This window comes from Neorhizobium phenanthreniclasticum, from assembly GCF_040066075.1.
GTDB lineage: Bacteria > Pseudomonadota > Alphaproteobacteria > Rhizobiales > Rhizobiaceae > Neorhizobium > Neorhizobium petrolearium.
On record NZ_JBEAAL010000023.1, the window covers coordinates 1 to 19,377 of the forward strand.

Consider the following 19,377-nt stretch of genomic DNA (forward strand, 5'->3'; position numbering starts at 1 on the left):
GACCATTTTCCGCGAACCCCGAATGCAAGGACTTACGTCGTTTCCCGACACCCGGCGCCGGCCCCGCCTCACTGGCACGCCTGCCAGCGTATCCGATGCGGGACGGGGGAATTGTAGGCATGAGGCGGGAGGGCGGGGACGGGCGCGGACGGAATTTCACGCAAGCCGTTGATCCCATTGGAGCGGACGCGTCGGATCGTCCCCGCTCGCGGGGTGCGGGCAGCGTCCGGAAAGCCGGTCTTCTGCGTAAGATGGGGCGCGGTTCAGCGGGCCGGCTTGCCGCTCAGTCGCTGCTGGACGGCATCGACGCCGCCGCGGACATAAAGCGCGACGGGCTTGCCGCCGCTGCCGGCCATGGCGAAAGCGATGATCGAAACACCGTCCTCGAAGGGCGTCACATAGAGCACCTGCGCCGGATTGACGTAGACATCCTGGTTATGGGTGTTCTTGAAGCCGATCATCGCCATGGGTTCTCCCTTCCGTTCGCGCGGGGGAGATATAGCCATGGCCGGTTGAGGGAGGTTTAACGCGGGGTGGTTTTGGAGGGGAGGGGATGGGCGGGGAGGTTGCCGGAGGGAGGCCAGTTTTCGCCACCACGTATACTTATCTTTCGACTTGCGACTCATGCACGGATGTATTTTCTTGTCGATGCAACTTCAAGCTATTGATCCCACGTGGAGCGTTAACAAATGGCGCACAAGTATGGTGGACCTTGGTCCGAGGTGAAGCTGGACGCAATCCAATACTATTTGCAGTGTTTTACTAATGCGCTAAGTCCGCGCAATATGGAAACTTGGTATATAGATGCCTTTGCAGGATCTGGCGATCGCGAGGCAGAGCGTGAGATTGGGGGATTGCTGGCCGGTACACCGATCGAAACGATAATCGAAACCTTGGACGGTTCGGCCCGAAGGGCGCTGAAGATCATACCGCCCTATCGCCATTTCATTTTCGTGGAGATGGACAAGGAGCGGTCATCCGAACTCCTTAAGCTTAAGGCAGAGTTTCCTGGCTGCGATATTCAGGTTCGACAGGGAGATGCAAATGCTGAGCTTGCCGATATCGTCAGCCGCCCCCCTTGGACGCTCCAAGGTGCGTCTATGCACAGAGGCGTGGTCTTTCTTGATCCTTACTCCCTTCAAGTAGAATGGAAAACATTGCAAGCAATCGCCAGGACGAAATCTATCGACGTTTGGTATCTTTTTCCGATCAGAGATGTCACGCGGCAGCTCGCTCACAAGATTTCGGGTATCGGCCCAAAGAGCGACACTCTGGACCGCGTCCTCGGACCAGAATGGCGAGAATTGTATTCGCTACCGCCACCGGCGCCCGCGGCGCAGAATGATCTATTTGGTGCAGTGCAATCGGACGAAGAAAAGGAGGAACTCCGACGCGTCGAGAAGTGGCAACAAATAGAGGCGTGGTTCAAAAAGCGGCTTGAGGATGAATTCGCTTTTGTGTCAGATCCTTTGCCAATCCTCGTTCGGCAGAACCGTCAAGCCTTTTCGCTTTTTTTAGCAGTAGGAAATCCGAAGAAGGCTGCGGTGGACTTAGCGAAGCAGTTTGCCCGTTACGTCAACAAGCGCTTTGCACCGCAACCGGCATCTCGTCGTAAGTTCGACCGTTAAGTTCGCGCCCCGTGGCCTTCTTATTCTTTCCGCCCCACTGCTTGAAGAAGAAGGCAGTTCCGGTGATCCGGCATATGTGTTCAATCTCATGAACCCATTCGGGTTCCATATGCCTCGCTTGAGGGCCAGACTCACCGCCGACGATTGCCCAATCGATGCCATTAAGGTTGGCGTCTGCCACTGATCCGATCAGCGGTTCAAAGGACGCGAACCGGATCGCCGCTGGAACGTGTCGAAGCTCGTCGAGCCGAAAAAGTACCCGGCTATCTTCAACGCTTGTCCCAAGCCACACGTTGGGTAGAACCCTGAAGTCCTTTGTCGGCAGAAATTTTGCCATACGGTCTGGCCGCTTAGTTAGAATTTGGTAGGTATGCTGAGGGGTAGCTTCCATCGTGCGCCAGACGGCGGCGATGAAATCGACCGGTACATCGGCGTGGAAAAGATCGGACATTGAATTCACGAATACGAAACGTGGTCTTGACCATTTCGATGGAATTTCGAGAGCTTTCCAATCGAGCCGGACCTTTCCTGTCCATTTTGCACGGCCACCGCTCTTGCGAGTCAGTCCAGCATACTTCTCCTGCCCCATTGCTTCGAGTCTTGCCGCCATTCTCATCGCATAGCAGTTTGTGCAGCCGGCGGTGAGGATTGTGCAGCCTGCAACCGGATTCCAGGTGGCGTCGGTCCATTCGATTGAAGTTTCAGCCATATCTTTAGCACCTTGTTCACGCCTGCGGCGCATCCAATAGGAATTAATTCTGTGTGATTTTGGTTAATAAAAGGCGAAAAGGCACCAATTTGTTGCCAGCGATCCGTTGCCGCAAACTCCAACCCCTTGCCCGCAGCCTCGATCAGCTCCACCTTCCTTGTCCGGCACCAGCGCCATGAGGCACCATATGAAAATCATCGTCGGGTTCTTCACCACCAGGCCCGGAAAGCGGGCGGACTATCTGGAGGCGGCGCGGGAGCATCTGGAAAAGAGCCGGCTCGATCCGGACTGTCTCTATATCGAGCTGGTGCCGATGCCGGACGATCCGGACAGGATATTGCTGGCCGAAGCCTTCACCAGCGAGGAGGCGCATCGGCGTCACGAGGATACCGACCATATGCGGGCGCTCTGGGCCGTCGGTCCGACACTGCTTTCGCATGTGGTGATCGACAACGTGATTTCCGAGCAGGTGCAGCATATCGATGAAAGGTTCGGGTGAGGGGCGGAATTACCTCTCCCCTTGTGGGAGAGGTTACAAAATCACGATCTTAGCGAAGCTAAGTCGTAGATTTTGTTGGTGAGGGGATCAGAAGGCAGGCAATTTCGACCCCCTCACTTGCGATTTCTAGCACTTAGCTGAAGCTAAGGTGCTGAAATCGCTTTCTCTCCCATAAGGGGAGAGGAGGTAGGGCGTCGCGGATGCCTCACCGTCCCGGTCGGCCGGTCTTGCCCTTGGTGCGGCTTTTGCGCTTCTGCTCGCCGGCGTCTTCGTAAGAGCCGGCGCCGATCTTGCCGCGGGCCAAGGGGCGAGGGTCGTCCGACCCCCTCACCAAGTTCGCCTCGCCAATCGGCTTCGCCTCTTGGGGCGAACTATCCTCTCCCGCCAGGGGAGAGGTAGAGCGCTGCGCGCTCGCGGGCTTCGAGGGCATCATTTTGCCTTCTTCTGATCCCTGTCGTGCCTCCGGCACTTCACGCCTCTTGTCGACCGGCTTTTCCGTGCGGCCGACGGTCATTTCGTCGAGCGTGTTTTTCCGGAACAGTGATGCTTTCGCGGGTTCGGCGATGTCGCGGCCCATTTCGTCCAACTGCGGCTTGCGGAAGAGCGGCGTCGGCATGTCGGTGCCGGGGCCCATGTCGTCGAGCGAGGGTTTGGCGAAGAGGGAGCCGCGAGTCGATCTCCCCCCTTGAGGGGGAGATGCCCCGGCAGGGGCAGAGGGGGGTGTTGCCGCGGTGTCGGAGGGTGGATTACCCCCCTCTGTCCTGCCGGACATCTCCCCCTCAAGGGGGGAGAACGAAGGAGGCGCGGCTTTCCTGCCTCTTGAACGTCCTTCCTGGTCGCGGGCCTCTTCTTTCGCCATCGGATCGTCCATGACCGCGAGCTCGGCGGCCTTGAGGCGTTTGATTTCGTCGCGCAGGCGGGCGGCTTTTTCGAAGTCGAGGTCGGCGGCGGCGTCGCGCATGGATTTTTCCAGCGCGTTGAGATGGGCCTGCAGGTTGTTGCCGACGAGGTGGCCGCCATCGGCGAAACCCTTGCCGGAGACGCCGGAAATGTCGGCGCGGACGTGGTCGCGTTCGTAGACCGAGTCGAGGATGTCGGAGATTTTGGCCTTCACCGATTCCGGCGTGATGCCGTGCTCGAGATTGTAGGCCGTCTGCTTTTCGCGGCGGCGGGCGGTCTCGTCCATGGCGCGCTGCATCGAGCCGGTGACATTGTCGGCATAAAGGATGACCTTGCCGTCGACGTTTCGCGCCGCGCGGCCGATCGTCTGGATGAGCGAGGTTTCGGAACGCAGGAACCCTTCCTTGTCGGCGTCGAGAATGGCGACGAAGCCGCATTCGGGAATGTCGAGGCCTTCACGCAGGAGGTTGATGCCGACGAGGCAGTCGAAGGCGCCGAGACGCAGGTCGCGGATGATCTCGATGCGCTCCAGCGTGTCGATGTCTGAGTGCATGTAGCGGACGCGGATGCCCTGCTCGTGCAGGTATTCGGTGAGGTCTTCCGCCATGCGCTTGGTGAGCACGGTGCAGAGCGTGCGGTAACCCTTGGCGGCGGTCTCGCGGATCTCGCCGAGCACGTCGTCCACCTGGGAACGGGCGGGGCGCACCTCGACGGGCGGGTCGATGAGGCCGGTCGGGCGGATCACCTGTTCGGCGAAGACGCCGCCCGCCTGTTCCATCTCCCAGCCGCCGGGGGTCGCCGAGACGGCGACGGTCTGCGGCCGCATGGCGTCCCATTCCTCGAAGCGCAGCGGCCGGTTGTCCATGCACGACGGCAGGCGGAAACCGTATTCGGCGAGCGTCGCCTTGCGGCGGAAGTCGCCACGATACATGCCGCCGATCTGCGGGATGGTGACGTGGCTCTCGTCGATGAAGATCAGCGCGTTGTCCGGGATGTATTCGAACAGCGTCGGCGGCGGCTCGCCGGGGCGGCGGCCGGTGAGGTAGCGCGAATAGTTCTCGATGCCGGCGCAGGAGCCGGTCGCCTCCATCATCTCGACATCGTAGCGGGTGCGCTGTTCGAGGCGCTGGGCTTCCAAGAGGCGGCCGGCCTTTTCCAGCTCGGCGAGGCGGAACTTCAGCTCCTCCTTGATCGCCTTGATGGCGGCGTTGAGGGTGGGGCGCGGCGTCACGTAGTGCGAATTGGCGTAGATTTTGACGCTTTTCAGGTCGCCGGTCTTCTGGCCGGTCAGCGGGTCGAACTCGGTGATCGCGTCGATCTCGTCGCCGAACATGGAGATGCGCCAGGCGGCATCCTCCAGGTGGGCGGGGAAGATCTCGATCGTGTCGCCGCGGACGCGGAAGGAACCGCGCACGAAATTGATGTCCTGGCGCTTGTATTGCTGGGCGACGAGGTCGGCGAGGAGCTGACGCTGGTCCAGCCGGTCGCCGACCGTCATCTGGAAGGTCATCGCCGTATAGGTCTCGACCGAGCCGATACCGTAGATGCAGGAGACCGAGGCGACGATGATGCAGTCGTCGCGCTCCAGGATGGCGCGGGTGGCGGCGTGGCGCATCCGGTCGATCTGCTCGTTGATCGACGATTCCTTCTCGATATAGGTGTCGGAGCGCGGCACGTAGGCTTCCGGCTGGTAGTAGTCGTAATAGGAGACGAAATATTCGACCGCGTTGTTCGGGAAGAAGTTCCTGAACTCGGAATAGAGCTGCGCGGCGAGCGTCTTGTTGGGCGCGAGGATCACGGCCGGGCGCTGCGTCGCCTCGATCACCTTGGCCATGGTGAAGGTCTTGCCCGAGCCGGTGACGCCGAGCAGGACCTGCGAACGGTCGCCGGAATTGATGCCTTCCACGAGGTCGGCAATCGCGGTCGGCTGGTCGCCGGAGGGGGCGTATTCGGTGACCATCTCGATGGCGATGCCGCCCTCGGATTTCTGCGGGCGTTCGGGCCGGTGCGGCGTCCAGATCTGCCCGTGCTTGAACAGCGGATTGCCGCTCTCGATCAGTTTCGCCAGTGCATCGACCGTGGCGGTGACGGCGCCGGGGGCCAGCGCCTGCGCGTCCTCGAGCGACACGTCGAGGCCGGCGACCGGGTTGAGCCCGGCGCGGGCGCGCGTCTTCGGGTCCGACGAGGCGCCGATCGACACGCCGCGGGCGGTCTTCGAGGCGGTGGTGTTCTTGGCGGTCTTGGGCGCGGATTTGCCCGCGTCCTTCGCGGCCTGCCTGATCGCCTCTTCGCGCGCCGCGATCTCGATCTTCTTGCGGTGCTTGCCCGCCTTGGAGGCGATCTCGCGCTGCGTCTCGACCGACGAGGCCTCCGCCTCCGCTTCGAGCTGCTTCACCCAGTCGGCGACGGAGCCCGACAGGGGCGCGCCTTCGAAGGACGATTGCGGGGCTTCCTCAAAACCGGGGTTCGAGGTCGGGGATTTTTTCGGTGATCTGGCCATGCGCCGAATATGGAGAGGAATCGCGCCAAAGGGAAGGGGGCGGGGTCACAAAACGAGTACAAAAGGGAAACGGATTTTCGAAGGCGAGGGAGCCGGCGAAACGCTCATGCGACGGCGCGCTTCAGGGCCGCGCGGCGGCTTTCGATCCAGCCGGGAATGCGCTCGGCGGGCATCGGCCGGCCGAAGAAATAGCCCTGGGCGATCTCGATGCCGAGCGGCGTGAGAGCCTCGGCCTCCTCCTCGCTTTCGACGCCTTCCATCACCACCTGCATGGAGAGCGCCCGGCCGAGGCCGGCCATGGCCCCGACGATTTCCTGGTTCTGCCGGCTTGCCCGGATGCCGGTGACGAAGCGGCGGTCGAGCTTCAGCCGGTCGACCTTGAGCGCAACGAGATAGGCGAGCGAGGAATGGCCGGCGCCGAAATCGTCGACCGCCAGCTTGTAGCCGGAGCGCTCGATATGCTTGAGCTGCTCGCCGGAGACCAGCGTATCGAGGATCGCCTCCTCGGTGATCTCGATCTCGAACAGGGCGGGATCGATATGATGCGCCGCGGTGATCCGGTCGAGCAGGCTGGGAACGCAGTAGAGGTCGAATTCGCGGGGCGAGACGTTGATCGCAACGGTCGCGCGCGGTAGGCCCAGCGACGGCAGCCGGGCAAGCAGCCGGCAGGCGGCCTCGGCGACCGTGGCCGTCAGCCGGTCCGGGAGATTGGCGGCCTGCGCGGCCGCGACGATTTCGGGGGGCGAGACCGGTCCGAGATAAGGGTGGTGCCACCGCACCAGCGCCTCGAAGCCGACGATCTCCCGGGATGTTAGGTCGATCTGCGGCTGGAACCACGCCTCGATGTCGCCGGCGGCCAGCGCGTCGCCGAGCGCCTGCTCCACCTGGTGCCGGCGATCGGCCTGGGAGCGGAAGGCGGGTTCGAATTCGCGCCACTGGCGGCGGCCACCGTCCTTGGCGCGGTAGAGCGCCATGTCTGCGGAGCTGAACAGGTCCTCGGCGGTATCGGCATGGTCCGGAAAGATGGCGATGCCGATCGATGTCCCGACGATTGTCGGATGCCCTTCGAGCATGACCGGCTGGCGGCTGTGTTCGAGAATGCGTTCGGCCTGCGCGCGGGCAAGGCCGTGCGCATCCGGACCGCCGAAGATGATGGCGAACTCGTCGCCGCCGAGCCGGGCGATGACGCCTTTGCCGTCGATCGCCGAACGCAGCCGGTCGCTGACCTCGACGAGCACCGCATCGCCTGCACTGTGCCCGAGCGTATCGTTGATGGACTTGAAGCGATCGAGATCGAGGATGAGGAGCGCAAGCTGCTCCTCCCTGACGACCGCCGCGGAAATGCCGGCGGAGAGCGCCGTGTTGAAGGCGGCGCGGTTGGCAAGGCCGGTCAGCGGGTCGCAGTTGGCGAGCACTTCCAGCCGCTGATTGGCACGCAGGATATCGGAATTGGCCGACGACAGCGAGTCGGCGAGCGCCGTCGCCTTCAGCTTGGCGAGCACATTGCTGATGAAGATGGCCTCGCTCGTGCGGCTGCTGCGGATCAGGACCATGGTCAGCGCCAGGACGTTGAGGGCGAGCAGCCAGCCGCTGACCTGACCGCTGACGGCAAGTGAAAACATGACGGCTGCGAGCGGGGGCAGCGCGAAGGCAAGCGAGAGAGGACTGTGCCCGACGCCCATCAGGACCGCGCCGGTCGCCGTGCCGCACATGATGAGATAGAGCCCGCTATCTCCGCCGAGCGGTTCGAAATTCGGCACAGACAGGGGAAGGGCGGCCCAGGCGGTGCCACTGAGCAGGGCGCCGACGGCCATGACATTGAGCGCCTGTTGCGGTTCCTGCTCCACGGTTTCCCACTGCTTCAGGATTGCGGCCATGACGGTGCGCAGGACGAGGCTGACGATGACGGCGGCGAACCACATGGTTGCGGAGAACGTCAGGCCGCGGTTGAGCGTCGTCACGAAAAGCGCGGAAGCAGAGATGCCGGCATTGGTGAAGAGCGTCGACGGCAGGCGTTCGAGCATGGTCGAAGCCTGGGCTCGCTTGACATCGACTTCAAGCGCGGGGTCCGTCTTGCCGGTTTTCAGATCCGCTTCCATAAAGGCCGTTGGGTCACGAGGTCATCAGACGCCGAACGATGCTTCAGTCTCTTATAAAATTCCTTTAAGGGTCTGCAAATACTTGCAGCATTGTTATGCGCGGCGGCCGTGCTGCCACGGCATCGCCTAACGGATCCACGGTAATCATGCGATTGAAGACCTGGTCAGGACGCATTTACCAAGCCGGAACGAAAGTTTCGCAACGACCGTTTGCGTCGCCGGGAGCATTTAGACAGCACGCAAAGTCGGTGTGTATTCAGGATCAGCGATATGGGCAGCCTGGTGATCGATTGCTACGTTGGCAACCATATTAGGCTGGAGAAGATCGAGATGTATTAGGCTGGAGAAGATCGAGATGTATGTTGGTCGGATTGTTGGAGTTGGTCGCAGTCGACAAGGGGATTTAGTCGCTGCCTACAGGGTTTCGAGCAGATCATTTCCTAACAGGAGCGCGGAAAAGCTGGGCAACACCGTGCAAATCGTTGCCAAGCCAGGAAGTGCGGACGCAGCATCGGACAGCCCGTATATCGTCTATGAATGTCTGATCTGGGGTCCTCGTTTTGCCGTTGTCAGCAACGGCACTCACACCAGACCAATTTACGAGCGGCTGAATGCAGGTAACCATCCGCGAGATGCCATTGTAAGCGTGCTGGTTGGCCTGGACCGTGAATTCGACCAGCATGATACGCCTCGAATCTGCGGCTTGGTTGACCTTGCGGAAAACAAGCTTTGGCTCGGCAGCATAACCGCCGCCAGCTTATCGATTTTGCCGATAGAGGTCCCGCATGGCCAACTCGCGTATATCACGACCTATGAATTTCCCCTTCCGCGGATTGAACAGGTCGATGCTGACTTTGACGCCGTCGACCCGAAAGCAGTCTGCCGGCACATAACCGATGCATCGGTCTTCTCTCAGTTCGAGAAGCCGGTTTGCGCGGCATCCTGGGTTGCGTCACCATCCGGGGTTGAAGTTGCAACCCTCAATGCTATCCGTTGAGTCTATGCAATGACCGCTTCGGCCCCGGAAGCCGTTATCTAGCGTCGGCTCAATTTACGGGGCCCGCCCCCCAGATTCCGAGAGGGGAGAGCCGTCCGTTGCCGGTTATTACAAATTGTCCATGTCGCAAAATGGCCGCATTTCTCGACCGTTTCCACCACAATTGTCGCAGACGCTAGCGACGGTCCAACGAGGAATGATCGAATGGTTCTTTCACCCCCGACTTTGGCCGCAATCCGCTTTGGCTACGGCCTTCGCCCGGGCGAAGACGTGTCGGGTGACGCCGATGCGTTGCTCGCGCAAATCGACAAAGGGGTGTCGGAAAAGCCTCGCTTTCCGCGCGAAGGGCTGACCGGACGGGTCGAAACCGCCACCCGCATCCAGGCCGTGCTCGCTGCCGAAGCGAAGGCGCGGCAGGCCGGCAAGCCGAACGAGGACATCCGCAAGGAAGTGCAGCGCGAGGCGCAGCGCATCTATCGTCAGGATGCCATGGCGCGCATCGCGCAGGCATTGCATTCTCCGGCGGGTTTCTATGAAAGGCTGGCGAGCTTCTGGGTCGATCATTTTTCGACCAGCGTGCTGAAAACGTTGCCCATGCGGGCGATCGTTCCGCTTTACGAAGCGCAGGCGATACGGCCGAATCTCGGTGGGTCTTTTTCGAAGCTGCTTCAGGCTGCAATCCTGCATCCGGCCATGCTGATCTATCTCGACCAGAACCAGAGTGTCGGGCCGGATTCGATTGCTGCGCGCAGAAGCGGTCGCGGACTGAACGAGAATCTCGGCCGCGAACTGCTGGAACTCCATACACTCGGTGCCGGCAGTGGCTATACGCAGGACGACGTGCGCGCCGCAGCCCTCGTCCTGACCGGTCTTGCGGTCGATAACCGGGCCCTCGAGGTGGTCTATCGGCCGCGTCTGGCGGAGGCCGGGCCGATCAGCCTTCTAGGCCGAACATATCAGGATGACGAAGGCGACGGTCAGGATCACATCCTGATGCTGGAGGATCTCGCAGCCAATCCCAAGACCGCCCAGCATGTCTCGCGCAAGCTCGTCCGCCATTTCATCGCGGACGATCCACCGGACGAGGTCGTCCAGACGATGGTGGACGCCTGGACGAAGAGCCAGGGCAATCTTTCGGACGTCTATCGCGCCATGCTGCAACATCCGCGCGCCTGGTCGGATCCCGGGCAGAAGATCAAGAAGCCCTTCGAATTCGTGGTCTCCGGTTTTCGCGCGCTCGACCTGCCGGAGAAAAGCTTCGCAACCCTCGCCAGCGACATGGATAATGAGGACGATAGCCCCATCGGCAAGGCCATGGAAATGGCCGGCGGCGCGGCGGCCCGGGAGAATGCAAGACGCAGGGCAGGGCGGGCCAATGCTATCCCGCTCGGCGCTCTGCAGCGCATGGGAGAGCCGATCTGGCAGCCGCCGAGCCCGGCCGGTTTCGCCGACGAGGCGCGGGTCTGGCTGGCTCCGGGCCAGCTCAGCGAACGGATTGCCTGGTCGCGCCTGATCGCCCGGATCTTCGGGCAGAAGATGGGACCCTCGGAGTTTCTGGAGGCGGCGCTCGGCGATGCCGCCCGCCCGGAGACACGGCAGATCATTTCGCAGGCGCCCAACAAGGTGCACGGCATCACCATGGTGCTCGCATCCCCCGAATTCAACAGGAGATAACGATGACCTTTCCGGAAAGCATCCTGTTATCGCGCCGCGGTTTTCTGGCCGGGGCCTGCTGCGCAGCCGCCGCACCGGTTTTGACCCCCGTAACTTTTGCCGCCATGCCGGGGGACAATCGATTCGTGACGATCATCCTGCGCGGCGCCATGGACGGGCTCGATCTCGTGCAGCCTTACGCCGACCCGGCTTATCAGGCACTCCGGCCCAAGCTGGCGTTGACGCCAGATACCGGTCTTCTCGATCTCGACGGCTTCTTCGGCCTCAATCCCGCCGCCTCCGCGCTGATGCCGCTCTGGCAGGCGGGGGAACTGTCCTTCGTGCATGCCGTCTCGACTCCCTATCGCAACCAGCGCAGCCATTTCGACGGGCAGGACATGCTGGAGACCGGCGGCAACGACAAGAGCGAGCGTACCGGCTGGCTGAACCGGGCGCTGGCGGTCATTCCGCGTTCGGCCTCCCGCAAGGCGATCGATATCAACACATCGATGGAACTGATCCTGACTGGCCCGAACGAGGCGGATTCCTGGTCGAGCCAGAGCAATTTCGCGCTCGCCGAAGACGAGATCGCCTTTCTGGACCGGCTCTATGCCGGCGACGAAACCTTCGCGAAGGCGATGCAGGAGGCGAAGATGACGGACATGGCGGCCGATTCCCTCTATGGCGACGCCAGGCGCGGCGCAGGCATCGCCGACATGGCGCGGCTTGCCGGCGGCATGCTGCGCGAGGAATACCGGATCGCCAGCTTCTCGATCAACGGCTGGGATACGCATGTAGGCCAGCGGACGCAGTTCAGGAAGGCCGTCGGTGATCTTTCGACCGCGTTCACCACGCTGAAGGAGGCGCTGGGCGACGAGGCCTGGAAGAAGACCGTCGTGCTGGCAATGACGGAATTCGGCCGCACGGCGCGTGAGAACGGCACCAACGGCACCGACCACGGAACCGGCGGACTTGCGATTGTCGCCGGCGGCGCCATCTCCGGCGGCAAGGTGCTGGGGCAATGGCCGGGGCTGGCCGACGACAAACTGCTCGAGCAGCGCGACCTGATGCCGACCGGCGATGTGCGCGAGGTCGCCGCCGCCATGCTCTACAGGCAGTTCGGCATCAAGCCAGGCAACCTGAGCGCCAAGGTCTTTCCGGGGCTTACCTTCGACGAATCGTCGGTTTATCTCAAAGGATGATCGGGACTGAAGCGTCTAGGTCATGAAGTCGTAGATGCGGAAGATCCAGTAGAACTGATAGGCGAGCGCGAAGATCACCAGCGCCACATGGTAGCGCCGGTTCGTGGTCACCGCGGCGATGAGACTGAGCACGATATAAAGCACGGTGCGCACCGGATATTCGATGCCGAGCGACAGGAAATAGTCCCGGCCCTTCAGCGCCGTATCGACGATATCGGTGACCAGCAGTCCGGCGAGAAAGCCGAAGAACCACGTCTTCCGCGACAGGAAATAGTGCTCGTAGCCATCGTAATCCTGCATCGAGGTCGGGAAGAGCAGGGCGCAGAGGAAGAAGAACTGCGCACAAAAGACGATCAGGAACAGGAAGGCGACAAAACTGATGACCGGCACGGCGTGCAGCCGGTGTTCCCACCACCAGAAATGCACGAGGAAGAGGAACATGAACGCCACCCAGCCGAGATGGACGGCGTAAATGCGGACCGACTGCGGATGCTGGACGATGCCGGCAAGGCCATTGAGCAGCCGCGCAAGGCCGAGGCTGACCACCATGCCCATCACGATGCGGATATGGGTAAAAGCTTCGGCACTGGTCACGGCTTCCAAAGGTCTTACTCCTCTGCTGGAACCGGCGTCGGCTTGCCGTCCTCGTCCAGCGCCACCATGATGAAGGTCGCGGCCGTGACCTTTTCCAGCATCCGGTGGCGGGCTCGGTGCGCCCAGGCTTCGACCGAGAGCGTGATCGACGTGCGCCCGACGCGGGTGATCTCCGTATAGACGTTGAGCGTATCGCCGATCTTTACCGGCAGTTGGAAGGCCATTTCCTTGACCGCTGCGGTGACCACCCGGCCGCGGGCGCGCTCGGCAGCGCGGATACCGCTCGCAAGGTCCATCTGCGCCATGACCCAGCCGCCAAAGATGTCGCCGGCGGCATTGGCATCCGCAGGCATGGCGAGTGTGCGCAGCGTCAGTTCACCGGTCGGCCTGGTCTCGTCGGTCATCGCATGGGTTCCTTTGTATCCGGGGATCGATTCTCCTCCCAACGGGAAATTAGAGCCAAAGACCGAAAAAGCCCATGCCGTTCTCGTCATGCCTTCATGTCGGAATTTCATGCCTCGGCTGCCGAAACAGTCGTTCGATCAAGGAATTAGACGGTTCTAATTCGCGCTGTGCGCGATGGGCGACCGTTTCACTACCTGGTAACTATCCACGGTTAGAGTTTGACGAATTTCAAACGGAGGGGGTCATGAAACGTCTTACCATTTCCTGGCGGCTTTATTGTCTTGTGCTTTTGTCGCTCATCATTCTCGGCGGCGCAATGACCTTCAGCCTGTTCCAGAGCTACCGGTCGTCCGAGGTGGAGCGCAAGGCGGGCCTCGCGCAGATGAATGACGCCGCACTGACGGTGCTGAAGAAATACCAGGCGCTCGAAGCCTCGGGCGCCATGACCCGCGATGAGGCGCAGACCGAGGCAAAGGCGACCATTTCCGTCATGCGCTACGGCGACGGGACCGGCTATTTCTGGATCAACGACATGACCCCGCGGATGGTCATGCACCCGATCAAGCCGGAGATGAACGGCAAGGATCTTTCCAATGACAAGGATCCCAACGGCAAGTTCCTGTTCGTGGAATTCGCCGATGTCGTGAAGGCCAAAGGCAAGGGTTTCGTCGACTACTACTGGCCGAAGCCGGGTTTCGAGGAGCCGGTCGAGAAATATTCGCATGTGGCCGGCTTTGCACCCTGGGGCTGGATCATCGGCACCGGCGTCTATGTGGACGACCTGCATGCCATGTTCCGGCGTAACCTGATCAACTTCGCCTCGATCTTCGGCATCGGCGCGCTGGTGCTGGTCGGCGGGGCGGCCTTCGTGGTGAGAACCGTCACGGGGCCGATCGGCAAGGTCAATCAGGTGCTGCAGTCGATCGCCGCCGGCGAGACGGGCGGCGCCGTCCCCTGCACCGACGAGAAGAACGAGATCGGCGATATCGCCCGCGCGGTGGCCGTGCTGAGGGATTCGGTCGAGGAACGCGCCGCCTTGCAGGCCCGCGAGGCCGATCAGGCGCGTGCGCTTGCCGACGAGCGCTCCGGCAACGAACGGACGATGGCCGCCGCTGCCGAACGCCAGACCCGGGCGATGGGCGAGCTCGGGCTGGCGCTGGAGGCGCTGGCGGGCGGCGACCTTTCCGTCTCGCTCGGCGATATCGGCGAGGACTACGCCAAGCTGCGCGACGATTTCAACGCGGCCGTCGGCTCGCTGCATCGGGCGGTCGAGGCGATCGCCGAAACGGGCCTCGTGGTCCGCGACAGCGCTGCCGACATCTCCGGCGCGACGAACAACCTTTCCAAGCGCACCGAACAGCAGGCGGCCTCCCTCGAAGAGACGGCTGCCGCGCTCGACGAGATCACCGCCACGGTCCGCACCGCATCGGAGCGGGCGCACGAGGCGCGCGCCATGGTGAACGAAACCAAGGACAGCGCCAGCCGCTCGGGCGAGATCGTCCGCAATGCGATCGACGCCATGGGCCGCATTGAGGAATCGTCCAACCGTATCGGTCAGATCATCTCGGTGATCGACGAGATCGCCTTCCAGACCAACCTGCTGGCGCTGAATGCCGGCGTCGAGGCGGCACGGGCCGGAGAGGCGGGCCGCGGCTTTGCGGTTGTGGCGCAGGAGGTGCGCGAGCTGGCGCAACGCTCCGCCAATGCGGCAAAGGAGATCAAGACGCTGATCGGCAATTCCGCCCGTGAGGTCGAAGGCGGCGTCACGCTGGTGCGTTCCACCGGCGACGCGCTGGTGGAGATCGCCACGCTGGTCGAGCGGGTCAACGCGCATGTGGAAACGATTGCCACCGCCGCCCGCGAGCAGGCGACGGGCCTTCAGGAAATCAACCAGTCCGTCAACCAGATGGACCAGATGACCCAGCAGAATGCGGCGATGGTGGAGGAAACCACGGCGGCAAGCCAGACGCTCGCCGAACAGAGCGTGCACCTGCAGGCCCTGCTTTCGGCGTTCCAGCTCGCCGGCAGCGGCAGGCAGGCGGGGTACGGCGCTCCGTCGCGTTCCCGCGCCGCGTAACGATCGACGCCCATCAGGAAAAAGCCGCCGGATTTCACAAGCCCGGCGGCTTTTCTATCGGACGCTCCCGTCCTCATTCGCACGGATCAGTCATTCTCGCCGGTTTGCCGGGCGTGCTCCATTGATCGGCATTGTCGTATCGGCGGTGTCAACGGCTCCCAAGCCGCAAAACCCGGGATCAGAGGCCCATAACGCCCCGAAATGGCCTTGTTTCTTCAAGCTTTCGTTTACCGGCTTTGCCTAAACTTTCCGTGTGTGCCATTTCGGCACCGGAAGAGTGGCAACTGGTATGGCGTATGCTTCCCTTTCTCGGCGGGCGGTAACCTCGCTGATGATTTCGACAATGCTGGTTGCCTGTTCCGCGGTGGACCTCGTTCCGCCTGCGCCGATCGACAGCGGCACGCGCGTCGGCGCGATCGAACCGATGCGCTCCCTGCCGCGCGAGCCGGTATCCCAACAGGCCTATCCGGTCGGCCCCGCGCCCGTTTCGCAGGCGAGCGCCGTCGATTACAGGAATACCGCGAATCCTGCAGGGACCGACACAGCAGGTCATGCCGGGCAGTATCTGAGGGCGCCGGGATCGGTACAGTCCGCGCCGCTCGGCGGGACTGCCCCTGCCGCCGCGCGCCAGGGCCGCCTGCCGATGATCGACAGCGACGAGGCGATGCAGCAGATGTCGTCGGGGCAGCCTGCAGCAGGCGCCGGGCCGACGGTCATCCCCGAAGAGGGTGTCAACATGGATGCCGAATTCGGCTTCGGCCCTGACGAGAGCGACGTCACGGGGCTTGCCGAGGAAGAGGACAGCGATATCGCCGAAGGTGTCGGCGACCAGCCGGTGGTCGACGGCATCGGCACCGACAATCCCGTCGCGTTGCAGCCCCGCCGTCAGCCGATTTCCCAGCCGATCTCCGACGATCGTGTGATCGTTCCGCCGAAGCGCCAGGGCGCCGGCCTGCAGGGGGACCTGACGAACGGAAGCATGGCCGGCCAGGGCGTGACCTGGAGTGACGGATCGCGCGTCATCCCGCCAGGCCGCGCGCCCGCTGCCGGCGCACAGCAGGTGGCGATGATCCGTCCGGACAATCCGGCGAACAACAGGGGTCCGATGAGCGACGACGGCCCGATGAGCGAGCGTGAACAGCCCTCGCTCAGGGGCGCCATGCCCCGGTCGGAAGCAAGCTGCCGCGCCGAACTGCGCCGCCTCGGCGTCGAGTTCGAGGACCGGCCGCGCATTTCCCAAGGTCGGAGCTGCGGCATCGATTATCCGGTCAAGCTTTCCGGCCTGTCGGGCAATATCGACGTCAAGCCGGCCGTTACGCTCAACTGCCAGACGACGCTCGCCTTCGCCAAATGGGTCAAGAACGAGCTCGCCGTTTCGGCGCGCACCCGCTATCTCACCGGGGTCCGCAGGATCGTGCCGATGGGCGGCTATTCCTGCCGCCGCATGAACAACAGCCGCCAGCGCTACAATCCGATGTCGGAACACGCGCGCGGCAATGCGATCGATATCGGCCGGATCGTGCTGAAGAACGGCCACGAAATCGATGTGCGCAAGAAGGGGCTTTTCTCCTTCCGCGAGGGCGGGCTGCTGAAATCGGTGCGCAACGATAGCTGCAAGTATTTCAGCACGGTTCTCGGCCCCGGCAGCAATGCGGAACACTGGAACCATTTCCACTTCGACCTTCGCTCGCGCAAGAGCGGCAGGCGTTACTGCGATTGAGGTCTGACGATGGCGACAGGTGAGATGCTGCGCAGCCTGGCCCTTTCCCTCGAGGGAACAGTTGAAGCGCCGCATTTCGACCGTGCGGCCTTCAAGGTCAGGCGCACCTACGTGACACTTGCCGCCGACGGTCTGACGGCGAACTTCAAGTTCACGCCCGACGAGCAGCAGTTCAAGTGCATGATGCTTCCGGAAGCCTTCTCGCCTGTCCAGAACGCCTGGGGCCGGCAGGGTTGGACGACGGGCATCCTGTCGAAGCTCGACCGGGCCGATCTTCGTGACGCGCTGGAAATGGCCTGGAAACATGCGCGGCCTGGAACGCGACGGTAATAGCGGCTGGTCGCCGAATGCCCGCCGCTCCCGGCATCAACGCGAGGCGGCCGGGCAGGGGACCCGGCCGCTGAAGCTGCATCGTCGTTGGGATAGGCGGGGCGAGGGACGACACACGCCTCACCAGAAAGGAAAACAAAAAGCGCGTCATGCGGCAATGGCAAAAAAGGCGCATACCTTTACTCCAAAGAGCATGGCTCTCCGCTACAGGTAGGCTTTGACGAAGGTTCATCATCCGAGCGACGGAACGGGTTGGCCGTTTTCATGCATATGATGCCCGATTTGAAAAAAGAAAGCCGGCGCTGTGGCCGGCGAGGGCGGGGGCGGGGCTCGCGGGGAGAAGCCAGGGCCTCCGAAACGAGAAACTCATACTCAAAAGCAGTCCATGCGAGGCAAGCGGAAATAAGAGAAGCTGAAACGCTTTGGTGATGACGGTCGCGCGAAGGTTACGTGCGGCGTAGAGGCGGGACCGTTGCTTGCCTGGCGGGAACAATGCTGTAAGAACGTCACGGAAAAATGACAGCGGTAGTGGATGAATTCTCCTTCTTCAGACCCGGTGTCGGAGTGGAGAGCAGATTGCATTTCGCCGCTGAGATTCTTCCCTTCATCCTGGCGCTTGTCGCCGGCGGCATGGTTGCCGGATTGCTGGCCGGCATGTTCGGCATCGGCGGCGGCGCCATCCTGGTGCCGATCTTCTTCCATGTCTTCGGGCTGCTCGGCATTGCCGAGGACGTGCGCATGCAGCTCGCGCTCGGCACGTCGCTGGCGATCATCGTGCCGACGTCGATCCGTTCCTTCATGGCGCACAGGCAGAGGGGATCGGTCGATACCGCGCTGCTCAGGGGCTGGATCGTCGCCGTGCCGCTCGGCACGCTGATCGCCACCGTGATCGCCGCCAAGGCCTCCAGCGTCGAGCTGCGTCTGATCTTCGCGGTAATCGCGCTGGCGCTCGCCTTCCGGATGATCTTCAACCGCGCGAGCTGGAAACTCGGCGACGACCTGCCCGGCAATCCGCTGAAATTCATGGTGGGAACGGGCATCGGCGTGCTCTCGGGCCTGATGGGTATCGGCGGCGGTGTGCTGAACAATACCTTCATGACGCTCTATGGCCGTTCGATCCACCAGGCGGTCGCGACATCCTCCGGCGTCGGCGTGCTGATCTCGCTGCCGGGTCTTGCGGGCTATGTCTGGGGCGGCTGGGGCGTTCCCGGCCTGCCGCCGTTTTCCACCGGTTACATCAACTGGCTGGCGGTTCTGCTGCTGATCCCGATCACGCTCTACATGGCACCGATCGGCGCCCGGCTCGCGCATGCCATGTCGAAGCGCCAGCTCGAAGCCGGTTTCGGCATCTTTCTCATCGTCATCTCGCTGCAGTTCTTCCTGACGGTTATCCTGTAAGGCAGACGCCGCCGATTGCCCGGCCAACCCGGATGTCTCTCCAAAGTCTCCCAGGATGACCCGCATTTTGTTTCACAAACGCCCTTGACGATGACGATATAATTTGTTCTCTTTATGTTCTTGTGGCGAGGGGGCAAGATATGGATATTCAGCTTCTGACCGGGGTGATCGTAAAGGCAAAAGCCGCGACATATGTCGGTGGTGGCGATAAGGCGAGATCAAGCCGGATGGGCTCTCATGATCTGACTTGGGCGGATGGGGATTGGCGATATCTCGACAGCTATTTCGGAGGCACAGATTTCATCGGCCAGGAAGTCATCTGGTTCCGGCAGCAGCCGGTATGGGCCATGAACTACCATGGATATATCCGCCATCCGCAATTGATCGACGGACATCGCGCTGGTGCGACGATCAAGGCGGCACTTTCGTCGATGTATCGGCAGGGCCGCTTTCTCGGCGGTTTCGAGTGGTCAGGAGAGCATGGGAAAAATACCGACGAAAACGTCGGTGACGCCGCCCATTTCCGGGGTCACGAGGCCATATGGGTGGAAAGCCGGGAAGCCTATGCGCTCGACTATCATGGGGGATTGCTGAAGGCATGAGGCCCCGTGAGAATCTCCCGGGGCCGCCCAGGACAGCTCCATTGGTCGCAAAAAGCGAACGCAA

The 19,377-nt window shown here is 62.3% G+C and carries 16 protein-coding genes; 10 read left to right on the plus strand and 6 right to left on the minus strand.

Annotated elements, in window-relative coordinates:
- Window positions 1–263: 263 nt before the first annotated feature.
- Entirely contained in the window at window positions 264–467 is a 204-nt protein-coding gene (locus ABK249_RS24020) for a hypothetical protein (RefSeq protein ID WP_210055221.1), read from the minus strand.
- 222 nt (window positions 468–689) lie between these two features.
- Here ABK249_RS24020 and tcmP point away from each other — a divergent pair, with 222 nt between their 5' ends.
- On the plus strand, window positions 690–1,628 hold the full coding sequence (tcmP, locus tag ABK249_RS24025; RefSeq protein WP_348864230.1) for a three-Cys-motif partner protein TcmP: 939 nt from the start codon (window positions 690–692) through the stop codon (window positions 1,626–1,628).
- Here the strand turns inward: tcmP and ABK249_RS24030 are convergent.
- A complete protein-coding gene (locus ABK249_RS24030) occupies window positions 1,576–2,337 on the minus strand; it encodes a DUF5131 family protein (protein WP_348864231.1) in 762 nt (253 codons plus the stop codon). The two genes, tcmP and ABK249_RS24030, sit on opposite strands and share 53 nt — an antisense overlap.
- 187 nt (window positions 2,338–2,524) lie before the next feature.
- On the opposite strand from ABK249_RS24030, the gene ABK249_RS24035 reads away from it, so the two are divergent.
- Window positions 2,525–2,836 (plus strand): putative quinol monooxygenase, encoded by a 312-nt coding sequence (locus ABK249_RS24035; RefSeq protein ID WP_348864232.1) that lies wholly within the window; start codon window positions 2,525–2,527, stop codon window positions 2,834–2,836.
- A 205-nt stretch (window positions 2,837–3,041) separates the two neighbouring features.
- Here the strand turns inward: ABK249_RS24035 and uvrB are convergent, their stop codons facing one another.
- Window positions 3,042–6,236, minus strand: coding sequence for an excinuclease ABC subunit UvrB (gene uvrB, locus ABK249_RS24040; protein ID WP_348864233.1), 3,195 nt, complete (start codon window positions 6,234–6,236; stop codon window positions 3,042–3,044).
- A 104-nt stretch (window positions 6,237–6,340) separates the two neighbouring features.
- Window positions 6,341–8,335, minus strand: a complete 1,995-nt coding sequence (locus ABK249_RS24045) for a putative bifunctional diguanylate cyclase/phosphodiesterase (RefSeq protein ID WP_348864234.1) — start codon at window positions 8,333–8,335, stop codon at window positions 6,341–6,343.
- A gap of 355 nt (window positions 8,336–8,690) precedes the next feature.
- Between ABK249_RS24045 and ABK249_RS24050 the strand changes: the two genes are divergently transcribed.
- The 3 genes from ABK249_RS24050 (at window position 8,691) to ABK249_RS24060 (ending at window position 12,187) form a co-directional block, all read left to right on the plus strand.
- The gene (locus tag ABK249_RS24050) at window positions 8,691–9,332 is read left to right on the plus strand and encodes an IMP cyclohydrolase (RefSeq protein ID WP_348864235.1); all 642 of its coding nucleotides are present in this window, start codon (window positions 8,691–8,693) and stop codon (window positions 9,330–9,332) included.
- Window positions 9,333–9,536: 204 nt separating this feature from the next.
- A complete protein-coding gene (locus ABK249_RS24055) occupies window positions 9,537–11,006 on the plus strand; it encodes a DUF1800 domain-containing protein (RefSeq protein ID WP_348864236.1) in 1,470 nt (489 codons plus the stop codon).
- Between the two features lie 2 nt (window positions 11,007–11,008).
- On the plus strand, window positions 11,009–12,187 hold the full coding sequence (locus tag ABK249_RS24060) for a DUF1501 domain-containing protein (protein WP_348864237.1): 1,179 nt from the start codon (window positions 11,009–11,011) through the stop codon (window positions 12,185–12,187).
- 15 nt (window positions 12,188–12,202) lie between these two features.
- On the opposite strand, the gene ABK249_RS24065 is transcribed toward ABK249_RS24060, so the two are convergent.
- Window positions 12,203–12,790, minus strand: coding sequence for a hypothetical protein (locus tag ABK249_RS24065; protein ID WP_037155158.1), 588 nt, complete (start codon window positions 12,788–12,790; stop codon window positions 12,203–12,205).
- 5 nt (window positions 12,791–12,795) lie between these two features.
- Window positions 12,796–13,185 (minus strand): acyl-CoA thioesterase, encoded by a 390-nt coding sequence (locus ABK249_RS24070; protein WP_037155161.1) that lies wholly within the window; start codon window positions 13,183–13,185, stop codon window positions 12,796–12,798.
- Window positions 13,186–13,430: 245 nt separating this feature from the next.
- Here ABK249_RS24070 and ABK249_RS24075 point away from each other — a divergent pair, with 245 nt between their 5' ends.
- From ABK249_RS24075 to ABK249_RS24095, 5 genes are all read left to right on the plus strand, one after another.
- On the plus strand, window positions 13,431–15,263 hold the full coding sequence (locus ABK249_RS24075) for a methyl-accepting chemotaxis protein (RefSeq protein ID WP_037155164.1): 1,833 nt from the start codon (window positions 13,431–13,433) through the stop codon (window positions 15,261–15,263).
- Window positions 15,264–15,552: 289 nt separating this feature from the next.
- On the plus strand, window positions 15,553–16,983 hold the full coding sequence (locus ABK249_RS24080) for an extensin family protein (RefSeq protein ID WP_348864238.1): 1,431 nt from the start codon (window positions 15,553–15,555) through the stop codon (window positions 16,981–16,983).
- Between the two features lie 9 nt (window positions 16,984–16,992).
- Window positions 16,993–17,313 carry an MmcQ/YjbR family DNA-binding protein gene (locus ABK249_RS24085; RefSeq protein ID WP_348864239.1) on the plus strand — a complete coding sequence of 107 codons (321 nt, stop codon included), beginning with the start codon at window positions 16,993–16,995 and terminating at the stop codon, window positions 17,311–17,313.
- Window positions 17,314–17,829: 516 nt separating this feature from the next.
- Complete coding sequence (locus tag ABK249_RS24090) at window positions 17,830–18,711, plus strand: sulfite exporter TauE/SafE family protein (RefSeq protein ID WP_415926475.1); 882 nt, start codon at window positions 17,830–17,832, stop codon at window positions 18,709–18,711.
- Between the two features lie 140 nt (window positions 18,712–18,851).
- Window positions 18,852–19,313 carry a DUF5680 domain-containing protein gene (locus ABK249_RS24095; RefSeq protein ID WP_348864240.1) on the plus strand — a complete coding sequence of 154 codons (462 nt, stop codon included), beginning with the start codon at window positions 18,852–18,854 and terminating at the stop codon, window positions 19,311–19,313.
- The last annotated feature ends 64 nt before the right edge of the window (window positions 19,314–19,377 follow it).

What these genes read in the sequence shown, in the direction of transcription:
- ABK249_RS24095 (WP_348864240.1), top strand. Translation starts at nt 18,852, where the DNA reads ATGGATATTCAGCTTCTGACCGGGGTGATCGTAAAGGCAAAAGCCGCG.
- ABK249_RS24085 (WP_348864239.1), top strand. Translation starts at nt 16,993, where the DNA reads ATGGCGACAGGTGAGATGCTGCGCAGCCTGGCCCTTTCCCTCGAGGGA.
- ABK249_RS24055 (WP_348864236.1), top strand. Translation starts at nt 9,537, where the DNA reads ATGGTTCTTTCACCCCCGACTTTGGCCGCAATCCGCTTTGGCTACGGC.
- ABK249_RS24050 (WP_348864235.1), top strand. Translation starts at nt 8,691, where the DNA reads ATGTATGTTGGTCGGATTGTTGGAGTTGGTCGCAGTCGACAAGGGGAT.
- tcmP (WP_348864230.1), top strand. Translation starts at nt 690, where the DNA reads ATGGCGCACAAGTATGGTGGACCTTGGTCCGAGGTGAAGCTGGACGCA.
- ABK249_RS24070 (WP_037155161.1), bottom strand. Translation starts at nt 13,185, where the DNA reads ATGACCGACGAGACCAGGCCGACCGGTGAACTGACGCTGCGCACACTC.
- ABK249_RS24030 (WP_348864231.1), bottom strand. Translation starts at nt 2,337, where the DNA reads ATGGCTGAAACTTCAATCGAATGGACCGACGCCACCTGGAATCCGGTT.
- ABK249_RS24035 (WP_348864232.1), top strand. Translation starts at nt 2,525, where the DNA reads ATGAAAATCATCGTCGGGTTCTTCACCACCAGGCCCGGAAAGCGGGCG.
- ABK249_RS24060 (WP_348864237.1), top strand. Translation starts at nt 11,009, where the DNA reads ATGACCTTTCCGGAAAGCATCCTGTTATCGCGCCGCGGTTTTCTGGCC.
- ABK249_RS24075 (WP_037155164.1), top strand. Translation starts at nt 13,431, where the DNA reads ATGAAACGTCTTACCATTTCCTGGCGGCTTTATTGTCTTGTGCTTTTG.
- ABK249_RS24080 (WP_348864238.1), top strand. Translation starts at nt 15,553, where the DNA reads ATGGCGTATGCTTCCCTTTCTCGGCGGGCGGTAACCTCGCTGATGATT.
- ABK249_RS24045 (WP_348864234.1), bottom strand. Translation starts at nt 8,335, where the DNA reads ATGGAAGCGGATCTGAAAACCGGCAAGACGGACCCCGCGCTTGAAGTC.
- uvrB (WP_348864233.1), bottom strand. Translation starts at nt 6,236, where the DNA reads ATGGCCAGATCACCGAAAAAATCCCCGACCTCGAACCCCGGTTTTGAG.
- ABK249_RS24020 (WP_210055221.1), bottom strand. Translation starts at nt 467, where the DNA reads ATGGCGATGATCGGCTTCAAGAACACCCATAACCAGGATGTCTACGTC.
- ABK249_RS24090 (WP_415926475.1), top strand. Translation starts at nt 17,830, where the DNA reads ATGACAGCGGTAGTGGATGAATTCTCCTTCTTCAGACCCGGTGTCGGA.